Raw genomic sequence first — 13,474 nt, forward strand, 5'->3', positions numbered from 1 at the left:
CGCCTCACAGGATCAGGTCGTCGACGGGCAGCCCAAAGGCGAACTGTCCCACCGCCGTCAACACCCGCTCCACGTCATTGGCGGCATGCAACCGCGCGGTCTGAAGGTCGCGCCAGACCCGGTCCAGCCGGGCGTCCGCAGCGGCGCCGGCCTGGTCGACGCACCGCTCGACCGCCTGCATCGCCCGCTCGAACGCCAGCACCTGATCGCGGCGCGCCCGCAGCATCAGTTCGGCATCGGGGACGGTGCCCGATTGGGCGCAGTCGCCCAGATCGGCCAGATTGCGATGGATCTGCAGGGTGGACACCTCCAGTCCCGCGGCCGCCTTAGCCAATACACCCAGCGGGTTCGACATCTGATCGCGGTGCGCGTCGAGCACCCCAGCGGCAGCGCCGAGCAGTGGTGCCGTGCCGGCGTGGGTGTACAGCGTGGGTTGGGGGAGCCGATACAGCGGTGCGAGCGTGGCTCGCTGCGCGTCACCGACCCAGCTGAAGCAGTGCTGGGCCGGTACCGGAGCGCCGGACACCACCACGTCGTGTGCGCCGATCCCGCGCAGCCCCAGGCTGTTCCAGGTCGGTTCGACGGTGTAGTGCTCGCGGGGCACCAGTGCCACCGTGAAATCCTCCGCGGCGCCGTCCACCCCGACTACCAGTGCCCCGGCGATCAGCCAGCTAGCGTGCTCCACCCCGGCGCAGCGGCTCCACCGCCCCGACAGCCGAAAACCATCGCCCGCTCGCTCCAGGCGGCCGGTGGGGGCGTAGGCCGAACAGATCAGCGCGCCCGGATCATCGCCCCAGACATCGCGCTGGGCCGCACCGTCGAACAGGGCCAGGTGCCAGGAGTTGACCGCGAGCGCGGCGGCCAGCCATCCGGTCGAGGTGCAGGCCGCCGAGATCTCGGCGACCACCGCCAGGTAGTTGTCCGGATCGGTCTGCCGACCGCCGAAACTGTCGGGTTGCAGCAGCGCGAATACGCCCGCATCGCGCAGGACCGCGATGGTGTCGGATGCCACCGCACCGTCCCGGTCGACCCGGTGGGCGGCCGCGGCTATTGCCGGCAACAGCGGTCGAACCGCCGCCAACACGCCCTCGACCATGCGCGCCGCCCTTCGTGTCGTGGATAGCATTCATTGTGGCGCTGGCCGCACGTCCGCGAGGAGATATCCATGGGTGCCTGGCAGATGTTGCAGCCCAGGCGATTCGGCGGCCAATCCATGCCTGCCGGAGAATTTGTGGCCGCGGTGGCGGCTGCGGCCGCCCAGGACGGCTCCGCGGGCTGGCGTTGCGCGATGGCCAACGCGGCGGCCTATTGGGTCGCGGTGCTGCCCGATCATGCCGGTACCGACATCTGGGGTGGCGACGACAAGGCGCGGGTCGCGTTCGGCCGACACCCGGGCGGCCGGTTCGAACGCGGCGATGACGGTGGGCGGCTGACCGGTCAGTGGTGCGATGTCGCCGGCGCCGACGTTGCGGACTGGCTGCTGTTGGCCGCAGATGACGACCGTCTGGTGCTGGTGCACCGTGCCGACATCGCGGCAGTGGTGCCCACCGAAACGGCTGGCCTGCCCGATGCCGGCCTCGCCGAGCTGACGGTGACGGCGTTGCCGGTCACCGACGAGCGGGTCTTCACGGCGTGCGACGACGGTGCCGCCGTGATCACCGGCGCTGCGGCGGCAGCCGCGGTGGCCGGTGCCGCCGACGGGCTGTGGCGGGTGCACGTCGCCCAGGTCCGGGAGAAGCTGGCCGCCTCCTACGGCAGCGCCGAGACAGCCGATCTGACGGTGTCGACCCGGCAGGCGGCCCGGGCCGCCGCCGATATCGACGCCGCCACGCTGCAGATCGTCGCGTCGTTGTCGCAGGACCCGTCGACCGCGGCGCGGGCGCAACGCCAGGCCGCCGTGCGGGCACGTGAGGCCGCCGACCGCGTGCTGGGCAGCAGTCGCGGCCACGCGCTGGACGCCTCAGACCCGGTCGCCCGCTTGTGGCGCGACGTCCACACCGGATGCCGGCTGGCACTGCGCCTGCTCGACGACCTCGACCGCTGAGGCGGCACTTGCCAGCTCGGCCAGGGCCTGGGGAAGACCGTCGGCGATCTGCCAGGGGTCGGGCACGTGCGCTCCACAGCTGAGCACCCCGATCGTCAGCTGGCCCTCGTAGCTCCACCCGGTGAAGTTCAACCCCATCGGGAACACCAGCGGGCCCGATGAGATCAGCCGCTCGACGGGCGCGCCGTCGAGGCAAAGCTGTTGCGGTCCTCGCATATTCGATGCGATCAGGCTGAACGTCGGCCGGTGTGTGGTGCGCTCACCGATCAGCGGCAGGGCACGCGAGTAGAACCAGAACAGCGGCCAGTACTCCATCCAGTCGTGCTGCAGCCACAGGTCGCGTTCGGCCTGAACCTCGCGGGCGGTCCGGGTCGCCGCGGCGATCGCGGTCAGCCGCTCGAGCGGATCGGCGATGTCGGTGGCCAGTGCGACGTTCCACCGGGCCACCTTGTTGCCCCAGGGGTCGCCCTGGGGCGGGCGCATCGACACCGGAACCACCGCGGTGAGTGCTTCCTCGGTCAGTTCGCCGTGCCGGTCGAGGTAGGCGCGCAACGCCCCGCTGCAGACGGCGAGGAATACGTCGTTGACCGTCACGCCGTAGGCCCGAGCGACCTGCTTGATAACCGCCATGTCGCAGCCTCGGAAGGCGAAGTGGCGCTCCGCGGTCAGCGGCGCGTTGAAGCGAGCGCCGGGCGCGGCGAACGCGGCGGCGTAGCCGGGTTTGCCGGCACGGCGGCGCCGCAGAACGACCCGGCTGACCGCAACGGTGCGGGCGACCACCCGCGGCAGGCCGAGCGCTGCGGCGAGCTGATGGCGCGCCACCATCGGAAGCCACTGCCACGGCGCCGGCCGTGGCTCGTCGCGCGGGGGAGCCGACGGGGCGGTGTCGGTGCCGCACAACGTTTCGAGAATGCGCAGCGAGGCCGTCCCGTCGGCGACGGCATGGTGAATCTTCCAGATCAGCGCGACCCTGCCGTCGGCCAGGCCGTCGATGTAGAACAGCTGCCATGGCGGGCGGCTGCGATCGAGACGGTCGTGGAAGATCACGTCGATCGCCAGCGCCAGCTCGCGATCACCGCCGGGCGGGGCGAGGGTGATCCGCCGTAGGTGGTGGCCGACGTCGATGCGGGGTCGGGCGATCCACCAGGGCCTGCCGAGCCGCAGGCCGGGCATCAGCAACTGCCACTGCAGTGGCTCGACCCGATCGACCAGGCCCGGGAGCATCGCCTTGACCGCCTCGAAGGTCAGCGGTCGCTGGCCCCGGCTCGGGTCGAGCACCATCACCTTGATCGTGTGCTGCGGTTGGGCGGCGTTCTCCCACGCCAGAAAGCTGTTGTCTTCGCCGGTCAGCCGCCGCATTTGTCGCTCCACTCGCTATCGCAGTGATGTGGTCCGGTTCACTTGTATGCCTGCGGTGTGCCCGGCCCGACGCGTTGTCTCGAACAGTGAGACCTCGGGATTTGCCGGCGTCGCCGGCGTCTTACGTTGCGCTGCGTGAGCGATATCGCCTCGATGCAGACCGAGCTGGCCGACCGGATGACCGCGGCCTTCGCGTCCATCGCTGCCGGGGACGGCAACGCGGTGGCGGTACGGGCCAGCCTGAAAGCCAGCCGGCGACCGGCCCGACCCGTCCCGGTGGGCTGGGTCGACGAGCGACACATTCCCGGCCCGGCCGGCCCGATGCAGGTGCGTATCTACTTCCCCGTCGATCCGGGCACACCCCGGGAGCAGCTGCCGGTGCTGGTCTACTTCCACGGCGGCGGCTTCGTGCTGTGCGACCTCGACTCGCACGACTCCTGCTGTCGTCGGCTCGCCAACGGCGCCGGAGCGATCGTGGTCTCGGTCGACTACCGGCTGGCGCCCGAGTCGCCGTTCCCCGCCGCGATCGATGACGCCTGGGCGGCCACGCAATGGGTGGCCGCACACCTGGCCGAACTAGGCGGCGATCCGAAGCGGTTGGTGATCGCCGGGGACAGTGCCGGCGGCAACCTCGCCGCGGTGGTGGCCATGCTCGCCCGCGACCGCGGCGGGCCGGCGATCGCGTTCCAGTTGCTGATCTATCCCGTCGTCGATCAGCGGCGTAAGCAGGCGGCGGGCCCCGGTGTTCGGCCCGCCCGCAGCGGGACCCTCACCGCCGCCCACATGCAGTGGTTCACCGAGCAGTACCTGGGCCGTGACGGCGACCGAACCGATGTGCTGGCCTCACCGATCCTCGGCGACTTCACCGGCCTTCCGCCGGCCCACATCGTCACCGGCGCGTTGGACCCGCTGTGCGCCGAGGGCGAGGAGTACGCCCAGCGGCTTCAGGACGCGGGCGTGGCGGCCAGCGTCACGCGCTACGCGCAGGGCTTCCACGGCTTCTTCAATCTGGCGGACCATCTGCCCTTCGCCGCCCAAGCCAGCGACGACGTCTGCGCGGTGCTCCGCGCGGCCCTATCGGAAGGATGGCCATGCAACTGAGGAACGCTCGGGTCTTGATCACCGGCGCCAGCCGCGGTCTGGGTCGCAGTATCGCCCAGGTGGTGGCCGAGCGCGGCGCCGACGTCGCGCTGGTGGCACGCGATGGTGCGGCGCTGGAGATCCTGGCCAAGGAGCTCGATGGCAAGGCCTACCCGACCGACCTGTCCGACCCAGCGGCCGTCGAGGCCCTGATCGAGCGGGTGGAAGCCGATGGGCCGGTGGACGTGCTGATCAACAACGCGGGCCTGGATCACGTCGGGCTGCTGCCCGACACGTCGGCGCAGTCGGTACGCGAAGTGCTGCAGGTCAATCTGGCCGCGCCGATGGAGCTGGGCCGGTCGCTCATGCCGCGGCTGGTGTCGCGCGGTCGTGGCCACATCGTCAACGTGTCGTCGATGGGCGCGCTGAGCATCACCCCGGGTCTCACCCTGTACGGCACCTCCAAGGCCGGCCTGAGCCAGTTCACCCACGGGCTGCGCCAGGAGCTGCGCGGTACCCCGGTGGGCACCACGCTGGTTCAACTCGGGTCGGTCAAGACCGACATGATCGACAACATCCGCGAGTTCGGCCCGACGCGGCGGGTGATCGAGCGCTTCGAGCGGTGGCGGATGCAGCCGCGGGAAGCGCTGGATCCGGTGTTCGTGGGCAACGCCGTCGCCGATGCCGTCGAGCGACGCCGCAAGTATGTGAACCTGCCACGCCAGGTCGTGGTGACCGCTGCGCTCACCGAGCTGCCCCGACGGCTCAGCGAAGTCCTGATCACCGGCCTCGACGTGAAGACGGTCTGAGGAGATGACGTTGGTGGATTTGAAGGGCAAAGTCGCGATCATCACCGGGGCAGCGCGCGGGCAGGGTGCAGCTGAGGCCCGGCTGTTCACCTCGCTGGGTGCTCAGGTGGTGCTCACCGATCTGCTGGCCGACGAGGGTGAGCGCGTCGCCACCGAACTCGGGGCGCGGTTCGTGCGGCACGACGTCGGGGACGAGGCCGGGTGGGAGACCGTGGTCGAGATGGCGGTCAGCGAGTTCGGGAGGCTGGACGTCCTGGTCAACAACGCCGCGATCTGCCAGTCGGTTCCGCTCGTCGAGCAGTCCGCCGCGGGCTTCAAGGCGATGCTGCGGGTCAACCTCATCGGGGCGTTCCTGGGCGTCAAGGCGGTGGTGGAGCCGATGCGGGCGAGCGGCGGCGGGTCGGTGATCAATGTGTCATCGCAAGCCGGACTGCAGGGTCTGGCCGGCTACAGCGCCTACGGGTCGACGAAGTGGGGACTGCGAGGCCTGACGAAGGTTGCGGCAATCGAGTTGGGGCCCTATGGGATTCGAGTCAACTCGGTACACCCCGGCATGGTCGACACCCCGATGGTCGCGCACCTGGGCATTCGTCCCGGACTGGGCCGACACCCGGCAGTGCCGCTGACTCGCATCGGGCTGCCGTCCGAAGTCGCCGACGTGGTCGCCTTCCTGGCCTCGGATGCCTCGGCGTATGTCACCGGAGCCGAACTGGCCGTCGACGGCGGGGCGAGCGCGGGCAAGATCCCGACCCCGGCACCGCAACGGGCAGCATCCGGCGTTAGCCTGTCTAAAGAGTTTCGGGACCTTTGAGGGAGACACATGCCGGCCGAGCTGAGCCACGACGAGACCCTGCGCGAGGTCACCACCGAGCAAGGGGTGCTGCGCTACCACGAAGCCGGTAACGGGCCGACGCTGCTGATGCTGCACGGCTCCGGTCCGGGCGTGACCGGATGGCGCAACTACCGCGGCCTGCTGCCCGCCTTCGCCGAACACTTCCGCTGCCTGGTGCTGGAGTTCCCCGGGTTCGGGGTCAGCGACGACTTCGGTGGGCACCCCATGGTGACCGCGTTCGGCGCGGTGCCGGCGTTCGTCGAAGCCCTCGGCCTGGACAAGTTCAGCATCGTGGGCAACTCGATGGGCGGCGGTGTCGGGATCGGCTATGCGATCGGCAACCCCGACAAGGTGAGCAAGCTGGTGACCATCGGCGGTATCGGCACCAACCTGCTCAGTCCGGGACCGGCCGAGGGCATCCGGTTGCTGCAGGACTTCGTCGACAACCCGAGCCGCGACGCGCTGGTGCGATGGCTGCACTCGATGGTCTACGACCCGTCGGTGGTCACCGAAGAACTCATCGAGGAGCGGTGGGCACTGGCCACCGACCCCGACACCTTGGCCAGCGCCCGGCGGATGTACGGCAAGGAAGCCTTCACCAACATGGTGAAGATGATGCAGGCGTCCAAGGGCCCGTTGCCGTGGGCGATGATGCACCGGCTCAAGACACCGACGCTGGTCACCTGGGGTCGCGACGACCGGGTCAGCCCGCTGGACATGGCGCTGATCCCGATGCGGACCATCCCCGACGCCGAGGTGCACGTGTTCCCCAACTGCGGGCACTGGACCATGATCGAGGCCAAGGACGCCTTCACCCGCGTGGTGCTGGAGTACCTGACGCGCGACTGACGCGGGTAGTCCAGCCTCCCCGGGGCAGCCGGTCTTTAGAAGCTGAAACTGAACAGGGCGTGGTCGTAGAGGCCGAGCCCGTTGAGCAGGTCGTCGATGGTTGCGTCGTCGACGCCGACGTTGGTGAGCAGGTCGTTCAGGCTGTCGTTGAGCAGGCTCAGCCCTGAACCGTTCAGTCCGGCGATCAGGGCGTCCAGGCTGGTGCTCGAGAGGCCGAGGGAATCGAGCATGCCGCCCACCGTGGCACCCAACGGGATCAGGCCGGAGCCCAGTAGGTCGCCCAGGGTGGTGGTGTCCAGGCCCAGCCCGCCCAGCAGGCTGTCGACCGACATGTTCAGCGGGAGCGTGGGCAGCAGCTGGCCGAGGGTGGCGTTGTCCAGTCCCAGGACGTCGAGTGCGCTGCTGAGATCGATGCTGCCGATACCGGCGGCCGGGTCGGTCAGCAGAGTCGCTAGGCCGGGGAAGATGGCGGCGTCGCTGAGTCCGGCGACCTCGAGTAGCCCGCCCAGGGTGGTGATGTTGTTGAGGCCCGGGATCACCCCGACCCACTCCAGCAGGGTGTTGAGGAAGATGGCGTTCCCGCCGAGGTCGGTGAGGATCGTGCTGAGTTGAACGTTGCTCATGCCCAGCCCGTTCACCACGTCACCGAACGTGACGTCGTTCAGGCCCGGCACGGCGGCGCCCAGGGCGGTCAGGATGGGCGCCAGGTCTTTCATCTCCATGTCGCCGAAGCCCAGGCCGGTCACCAACTGGTCCAGGGTGACGCCGCTCAGGCCCAGCCCGTTGATCAGGCCGAGGGCCAGGGCGCCGACGTTCTGGCCGCCCAGGCCCAGGCCGTCGGCCAGGCTGCTGAGCGTGACACCGTCCAGGCCGAGCCCGTCGACCAGTCCGTTGAGCAGGCCGGCCAGCCCGACGTCGGCGAGTCCGAGACCACCGACCAGGGTCCCCACCGTGGTGTGGCCCAGGCCCAAGCCGTCGACCAGGCCGGGAAGCAAGGTACTGAGCTGGTCGTCGCCCAGGCCCAGGAAGTTGACGATCTGCGCCAGCGTCACGTGCCCGAGGCCGAACATGTCGGCCATCGGGCCGAGGGGGAACAGGCCGACGGTGCCGTCGTCGATGACGATGAAGCCCAAGTTGGTGGCGTCGGCAGCGGACGCGGCGACCGCGGTGAGTTCGACCGCCCGGTTCTGGAGGGCCGGGAGTTGCGGCGCTGCCGGTGCGACGGCGACGAGAGCGGCGCAGGTAACCGCGAGGCTGCCGGTGATAAACGGATTCCGCGTGAGCTGCATAGTTGTTCTCCCCCAAGTCGAATGAACTGACTACAACCTGAGACCCTATACGGGTTTTCGTAAGAAAAAGCGCAGGAAACGTGAACTGGGATTCCTGGCCCCCCACTCGTGGGTGGTCCGCGCGTTTGCTGTACCAGCGTCCGATGTGGGCCAGAACCGACCAGGCAAAACCGGCTGATCGCGGTCTCCGGGGGTTGCCACCGCGCGCGCCTAAGGTGGATCGGCGAGCGCCGTCTGCGGTCTGGAGCCCCCTGTCAGGATTGAACTGACGCGGGCTTGTTTACCAAAGCGCTCGTTCCGCACCCTTCTGCTGACTGGAGGACGCTGGCAGCACCGCTCGCGCATCCGCCGGCTTGAGTTGGCGGGAGCGGGCGGCTCGGACGGCATCACCCCGTCGTACAATCGCCATGGCTCATTGGGCCAGCCCGGCCGCGTTAGCTCAGTTGGTAGAGCGTCGCTCTTGTAAAGCGGATGTCGAGAGTTCGAGTCTCTCACGCGGCTCCATTCGGCGGCGCCGTTCTTGTCGGTACTGGTGGATAGCGTCTGTCTCATGACAGTGACCTGTCTCGGGTGCGGCGTCGATTTGAAGGCCGTCGGCTAAGGGTGTTCTGCAGCAATGCATGTCAACAGTCACTCCGCCGACGCTTGCTCTTGGAGGCCTGGCTCGACACCGGAGTCTGTGGTCGCACGTCATACCTCGGCAACTATGTCCGGGACTACTTGAGTGAGCAGCAGGGCGGCTGCTGTGCGATCTGCCGCATCGAGGGCACGTGGAACGGTGTGACTTTGACGCTGATCATCGACCACATTGATGGAGATGCAAACAACAATCGTCGTGAGAATCTGCGCCTCGTTTGTCCCAACTGTGACAGCCAGCTGCCGACGTACAAGGCGAGGAATCGCGGCAGGGGGCACTACTACCGGCGACAGCGGTACGCCGATGGCCGGTCCTATTGAGGCTTCGGCCTTCTAAGTCGGGGCGTAGCGGGCTGCCGCCAGCGGGCTCAATTCTGCGGATCGGTCGGGTCCTGGTCGATCACCCGTTGGGAGCGCACCGTTCGGGTCGACGAGCGGCGGCTGGATCGGCGGGGCAGCAACGGAATCCGCTCGGCGATGTTGCTCAGCGGATTGACCACCATGGTCAGCGCGATCACCGCCTCCTGCAGGGTCTCGATCGCCGGCTCCAGAGCCTCCATCCCGGGGGCCAGTCGGCTCAGGGTGTCGGCGACACCGGCGAGCTGCTCCAGGGGTCCGTTACGGGCGGTCAGCTTGTCGATCAGTCCGCCCTCGGACAGCAGCCGGTCGGCCAGGCCGTCTTCGGCCAGCAGTCGTTCGATCAGCCCGTCTTCGTCGGTCAGTTGATCCACCAGGCCGCCGGGCTGCAAGGCCCGCTGCAGCCCGCCACCCTCGGCGGTGAGCCGGTCGATGACTCCGCCTGGCCCGGTCAACTGGTCCACCAGGCCGCCCGGTGCCAGCAGGCGGTCGGCCGGCCCACCCGGCGCCAGCGCACGCCCCAGGGGCGCGTCGTCGTCCATCAACTTGGCCAGCCGGTTGGCCCGGGCAATGGTGTCGTCCAGGCCCAGCATGTGCGCCATCGAGCTGTTCGGGCCCTGTTTTCCGGCGTCTCCGAGGGCCTGGCGAGCCAGTCCGAGCGCCGTCGTGGCCACGCCCAGACTGGCGTCGGCGATCGACAGGCCGATGCGCGCCGGGGCGGTGGACACGGCAATCAGCTGCTTGACCAGGCTCACCAGGCCAGTCTAGGGGGCATTCGGAGCGGGCATCGGCTAGTTTGATTGACAGTAAACATGCAGCCGATATCCAGGTGGTTTTCACCGGACCGCGAGGGAATTGACGCTATGGGAGCAACAGCCGCGCATGACGCTGCACCGGAGGCCCGCGTTCTGGTCGTCGATGACGAAACGAACATCGTGGAACTGCTGTCGGTCAGCCTCAAATTCCAGGGTTTCGAGGTCTACACCGCCTCCAGCGGACCGGCGGCGCTGGACCGCGCGCGCGAGGTCCGGCCGGACGCGGTGATCCTTGACGTGATGATGCCGGGCATGGACGGATTCGGGGTGCTGCGCCGGCTACGTGCCGACGGCATCGACGCCCCCGCGCTGTTCTTGACCGCCCGCGACTCGCTGCAGGACAAGATCACCGGGCTGACCCTCGGCGGCGACGACTACGTGACCAAGCCGTTCAGCCTGGAAGAGGTGGTGGCGCGGCTACGGGTCATCCTGCGCCGGGCGGGCAAGGGCGCCCAGGAACCGCGCAACTCGCGGCTGGCGTTCGCCGACATCGAACTCGACGAGGACACCCACGAAGTGTGGAAGTCCGGCCAACCGGTGTCGTTGTCGCCCACCGAGTTCACGCTGCTGCGGTACTTCGTGATCAACGCCGGCACGGTACTGAGCAAGCCGAAGATCCTCGACCACGTCTGGCGCTATGACTTCGGCGGCGACGTCAACGTGGTGGAGTCCTATGTCTCCTACCTACGGCGCAAGATCGACACCGGCGAGAAGCGCCTGCTGCACACGCTGCGCGGAGTCGGTTATGTGCTGCGCGAGCCGCGATGAACGCGAGCCGCGACCAACGACGGTGGCCCGTGAAGGCCGGAAACGGGTTGTAGGTCGAAATATATGGGGACGGTCAAACCCCTTCGGGACATCTTGCCGCTGAAAGTCAGCCTGGTCGCTGCCACCCTCGCCATGGTGGCCATCGGGTTGCTGGCACAGGGGTATGCCGTGACCACGATTCTGCGGCACCGTCTGATCGGCAGGATCGACGCCACGCTCATCGATGCCGCCCACGGCTGGGCACTGGAACAACGGGGGCGGGTGCCGTCGCGAGAGGGGGAGGACCCCAATCCCGGTCGGCCGCCGACGAGCTTCTACGTCCGCGACGTCGACCCCGATGGCAGCATCTGGACCGTCGTCAACGACCAGAACGCCGAGCCGCTGCTGCCGCCGGACAACGACGTGGGATCGGTGCCGATCACGATTGGCTCCGTCGACGGGTCGGGCGTGCAGTGGCGGGCGCTGTCGGTGCACGGCGAGAACGGCCGACTGATCACCGTGGCCAGGGATCTATCCGATCCCCGGGCCACCCTGCGCTATCTGGCCTGGTGGCGGGTGACGATCGGCGTCGGGGTGCTGCTGGTGCTGGGCGCCGCAGGTTATGTGGTGGTCAACCGCAGCCTGCGTCCGTTGGCCGAAGTCGAACGGACCGCGGCGGCGATTGCTGCCGGCCAGTTGGACAGTCGTGTGCCCGAACGCGATTCACGTACTGAAGTCGGACGGCTCACGTTGGCGCTCAACGGCATGCTGGCGCAGATCCAGGAGGCAGTGGCCTCCTCGGCGGAATCGGCGGAGAGCGCGCGCATCTCCGAGGAACGCATGCGGCGGTTCATCACCGATGCCAGCCACGAACTGCGCACCCCCCTGACCACGATTCGTGGCTTCGCCGAGCTGTACCGGCAGGGGGCGGCCCGCGATGTGGAGTTGCTGATGTCGCGTATCGAAAGTGAAGCGCGCCGGATGGGCCTGCTCGTCGAGGACCTGCTGCTGCTGGCCAGAACCGACGCGCAGCGTCCCCTGGAGCGGCACTGGGTCGACCTGTTGGTGTTGGCCACCGACGCTGTGCACGACGCACGGGCCATCGCGCCGAATCGGGCCGTGGAGCTCGAGGTGTTCGACGGTCCGGGAACTCCGGAGGTGCTTGGCGACGAAGCGCGGCTGCGGCAGGTGCTGAGCAATCTGGTCTCCAACGCGCTGCAGCACACCCCGGACGGGACTGCGATCACCGTGCGGGTCGGCACCGAGGGCGACGACGCGATCCTCGAGGTCATCGACCAGGGCGCCGGTATGAGCGAGCAGGACGTGGAGCGGGTCTTCGAGCGGTTCTTCCGGACCGATTCGTCGCGGGCACGGGCCAGTGGCGGCACCGGATTGGGGCTGTCGATCGTCGACTCCCTGACCCGCGCGCATCACGGCACGGTGACCGTCAGCTCGCCGCCGGGCCAAGGCTGCACGTTCCGGGTCTCGCTACCGCGACTTTCCGACACCTCGGCCCGGGCGGCCGAGTTGCCCGCTGAGATCGTCTGAGTCTCAGCCCAGTTCGGCCAGTGCGGCCTTGATCTTGGCCTGCGCCTCGTCGAGTGATTCCGCCGACGGATTGCGATCTACGCCGGCGAAACCGAAGTCGGACAGGCTGCGGGTCGGGAAGACATGGACGTGCAGGTGGGGAACCTCTAGGCCGGCGATGATCATGCCGGCCCGCTCGGTGTCGAACGCTCGGCACACCGCTTTGCCGATCTTCTGTGCCACCGCCATCACCTGGGCGAAGGCGGCGCCATCGATGTCTTGCCACTGGTCGATCTCGGCGCGGGGCACCACCAGCGTGTGGCCCTGGGTCATCGGCTCGATGGTCAAGAAGGCGACGACGTCGTCGTCCTCGTGGACGAATCGACCCGGCAGCTCCCGGTTGATGATTTTGGTGAACACGGTGGTCATGGGATCAGCATATGCGCCGAGTGCCAGATTAAACGGCCGCTGCTGCGTATTATCGAGGACGAGCTGATACCCATCGTGCGGGCTTGCCACGCCGGAGGCGGAGGAGATGAGATGTCATCTGTCGCAACATTTCTCAGCAGTCCTAAGGCAGTGGGGAATTGGAATCTGGATCCCGGGCAATCAAGCATCCGATTCGAGAACGGAACCATGTGGGGCGCGCTGAAGGTCCGCGGCGCGTTTACCGAATTCAGCGGCAGCGGCGAGATCAAGAACGACAAAACGGTGTCCGGCAGGGTCGATATCAAGGCCGCCTCGATCAACACCGGCCTGGGCACCCGTGACCACGACCTGCGCCGATCGAACTTCTTCAACACCGACCATTACCCCGACATCACCGTCGTGGTCACCGGTGGGGAGCCGGCCGGAGGCGATGTCGCTCGGCTGGAGGCCGAACTGACCGTCAAGGGCATCACCGGGCCGTTGCCACTGAAAGTCGAGGTGACCCCGATCGAAGACGGCGGAGTGCGGCTGACCACCGAGGCGACCGTCACCCGCAAGCAGTTCGCGGTGGAAGGGAACTTCCTGGGCATGGTCGGCAACCGGACCAGGCTCAGGGCCAGTCTGGTCTTTCGGCCCGCCTAGTACTCCGTTGACTCTGCGCTGAGGGCGGGTGCTTCTCGCACTTCTTCGCCCTCAGCGCA

Annotated in this window: 13 protein-coding genes, 1 tRNA gene and 1 pseudogene; 10 read left to right on the forward strand and 5 right to left on the reverse strand. The window is 68.3% G+C overall.

All coding sequences use genetic code 11. The features are described 5' to 3' along the window. Positions 1-4: 4 nt before the first annotated feature. Positions 5-1,096: an acyl-CoA dehydrogenase family protein gene (locus tag ACJH5R_RS07990; RefSeq protein ID WP_406781713.1), complete on the reverse strand. Its 1,092-nt coding sequence runs from the start codon at positions 1,094-1,096 to the stop codon at positions 5-7. Between the two features lie 69 nt (positions 1,097-1,165). Between ACJH5R_RS07990 and ACJH5R_RS07995 the strand changes: the two genes are divergently transcribed. Next, entirely contained in the window at positions 1,166-2,044 is an 879-nt protein-coding gene (locus tag ACJH5R_RS07995) for a hypothetical protein (protein ID WP_406781714.1), read from the forward strand. On the opposite strand, the gene ACJH5R_RS08000 is transcribed toward ACJH5R_RS07995, so the two are convergent. Next, the gene (locus ACJH5R_RS08000) at positions 1,961-3,403 is read right to left on the reverse strand and encodes a wax ester/triacylglycerol synthase family O-acyltransferase (RefSeq protein ID WP_406781715.1); all 1,443 of its coding nucleotides are present in this window, start codon (positions 3,401-3,403) and stop codon (positions 1,961-1,963) included. The genes ACJH5R_RS07995 and ACJH5R_RS08000 overlap by 84 nt on opposite strands. A 135-nt stretch (positions 3,404-3,538) precedes the next feature. Here ACJH5R_RS08000 and ACJH5R_RS08005 point away from each other — a divergent pair, with 135 nt between their 5' ends. The 4 genes from ACJH5R_RS08005 to ACJH5R_RS08020 are packed head-to-tail and all read left to right on the forward strand — an operon-like array spanning position 3,539 to position 6,973. Beyond that, positions 3,539-4,504: an alpha/beta hydrolase gene (locus ACJH5R_RS08005; protein ID WP_406781716.1), complete on the forward strand. Its 966-nt coding sequence runs from the start codon at positions 3,539-3,541 to the stop codon at positions 4,502-4,504. After that, positions 4,495-5,292 (forward strand): SDR family NAD(P)-dependent oxidoreductase, encoded by a 798-nt coding sequence (locus ACJH5R_RS08010; RefSeq protein WP_406781717.1) that lies wholly within the window; start codon positions 4,495-4,497, stop codon positions 5,290-5,292. Before ACJH5R_RS08005 ends, ACJH5R_RS08010 begins: the two co-directional genes overlap by 10 nt. Before the next feature lie 4 nt (positions 5,293-5,296). Then, entirely contained in the window at positions 5,297-6,103 is an 807-nt protein-coding gene (locus ACJH5R_RS08015; protein WP_406781718.1) for a glucose 1-dehydrogenase, read from the forward strand. A gap of 9 nt (positions 6,104-6,112) precedes the next feature. After that, positions 6,113-6,973 carry an alpha/beta fold hydrolase gene (locus tag ACJH5R_RS08020; protein ID WP_406781719.1) on the forward strand — a complete coding sequence of 287 codons (861 nt, stop codon included), beginning with the start codon at positions 6,113-6,115 and terminating at the stop codon, positions 6,971-6,973. A gap of 35 nt (positions 6,974-7,008) precedes the next feature. Here ACJH5R_RS08020 and ACJH5R_RS08025 read toward each other — a convergent pair whose 3' ends face one another. Next, on the reverse strand, positions 7,009-8,262 hold the full coding sequence (locus tag ACJH5R_RS08025) for a hypothetical protein (protein WP_406781720.1): 1,254 nt from the start codon (positions 8,260-8,262) through the stop codon (positions 7,009-7,011). Positions 8,263-8,690: 428 nt separating this feature from the next. Between ACJH5R_RS08025 and ACJH5R_RS08030 the strand changes: the two genes are divergently transcribed. Together ACJH5R_RS08030 and ACJH5R_RS08035 are read left to right on the forward strand one after the other, a co-directional pair. After that, positions 8,691-8,766, forward strand: a tRNA-Thr gene (locus ACJH5R_RS08030). Between the two features lie 46 nt (positions 8,767-8,812). After that, positions 8,813-9,219 (forward strand): annotated as a pseudogene (locus ACJH5R_RS08035) (HNH endonuclease). Between the two features lie 47 nt (positions 9,220-9,266). Here ACJH5R_RS08035 and ACJH5R_RS08040 read toward each other — a convergent pair. Then, positions 9,267-10,010, reverse strand: a complete 744-nt coding sequence (locus tag ACJH5R_RS08040) for a hypothetical protein (protein ID WP_406759623.1) — start codon at positions 10,008-10,010, stop codon at positions 9,267-9,269. A gap of 108 nt (positions 10,011-10,118) precedes the next feature. Here ACJH5R_RS08040 and ACJH5R_RS08045 point away from each other — a divergent pair, with 108 nt between their 5' ends. After that, a complete protein-coding gene (locus tag ACJH5R_RS08045; RefSeq protein WP_406759622.1) occupies positions 10,119-10,838 on the forward strand; it encodes a response regulator transcription factor in 720 nt (239 codons plus the stop codon). A gap of 63 nt (positions 10,839-10,901) precedes the next feature. Continuing rightward, the gene (locus ACJH5R_RS08050) at positions 10,902-12,365 is read left to right on the forward strand and encodes a sensor histidine kinase (RefSeq protein ID WP_406759621.1); all 1,464 of its coding nucleotides are present in this window, start codon (positions 10,902-10,904) and stop codon (positions 12,363-12,365) included. A 3-nt stretch (positions 12,366-12,368) separates the two neighbouring features. Here ACJH5R_RS08050 and ACJH5R_RS08055 read toward each other — a convergent pair whose 3' ends face one another. After that, positions 12,369-12,773, reverse strand: a complete 405-nt coding sequence (locus ACJH5R_RS08055) for an HIT family protein (protein ID WP_406759620.1) — start codon at positions 12,771-12,773, stop codon at positions 12,369-12,371. A 111-nt stretch (positions 12,774-12,884) separates the two neighbouring features. Between ACJH5R_RS08055 and ACJH5R_RS08060 the strand changes: the two genes are divergently transcribed. Next, a complete protein-coding gene (locus ACJH5R_RS08060; RefSeq protein ID WP_406781721.1) occupies positions 12,885-13,415 on the forward strand; it encodes a YceI family protein in 531 nt (176 codons plus the stop codon). The last annotated feature ends 59 nt before the right edge of the window (positions 13,416-13,474 follow it).

Origin of the sequence: Mycobacterium sp. SMC-19 (assembly GCF_045310815.1) — a bacterium.
Classification (GTDB): Bacteria; Actinomycetota; Actinomycetes; order Mycobacteriales; family Mycobacteriaceae; genus Mycobacterium.

Coding starts and splice junctions, on each gene's coding strand:
- ACJH5R_RS07990 (WP_406781713.1), bottom strand. CDS start 1,096: ATGGTCGAGGGCGTGTTGGCGGCGGTTCGACCGCTGTTGCCGGCAATA.
- ACJH5R_RS07995 (WP_406781714.1), top strand. CDS start 1,166: ATGGGTGCCTGGCAGATGTTGCAGCCCAGGCGATTCGGCGGCCAATCC.
- ACJH5R_RS08000 (WP_406781715.1), bottom strand. CDS start 3,403: ATGCGGCGGCTGACCGGCGAAGACAACAGCTTTCTGGCGTGGGAGAAC.
- ACJH5R_RS08010 (WP_406781717.1), top strand. CDS start 4,495: ATGCAACTGAGGAACGCTCGGGTCTTGATCACCGGCGCCAGCCGCGGT.
- ACJH5R_RS08015 (WP_406781718.1), top strand. CDS start 5,297: ATGACGTTGGTGGATTTGAAGGGCAAAGTCGCGATCATCACCGGGGCA.
- ACJH5R_RS08020 (WP_406781719.1), top strand. CDS start 6,113: ATGCCGGCCGAGCTGAGCCACGACGAGACCCTGCGCGAGGTCACCACC.
- ACJH5R_RS08025 (WP_406781720.1), bottom strand. CDS start 8,262: ATGCAGCTCACGCGGAATCCGTTTATCACCGGCAGCCTCGCGGTTACC.
- ACJH5R_RS08045 (WP_406759622.1), top strand. CDS start 10,119: ATGGGAGCAACAGCCGCGCATGACGCTGCACCGGAGGCCCGCGTTCTG.
- ACJH5R_RS08050 (WP_406759621.1), top strand. CDS start 10,902: ATGGGGACGGTCAAACCCCTTCGGGACATCTTGCCGCTGAAAGTCAGC.
- ACJH5R_RS08055 (WP_406759620.1), bottom strand. CDS start 12,773: ATGACCACCGTGTTCACCAAAATCATCAACCGGGAGCTGCCGGGTCGA.
- ACJH5R_RS08060 (WP_406781721.1), top strand. CDS start 12,885: ATGTCATCTGTCGCAACATTTCTCAGCAGTCCTAAGGCAGTGGGGAAT.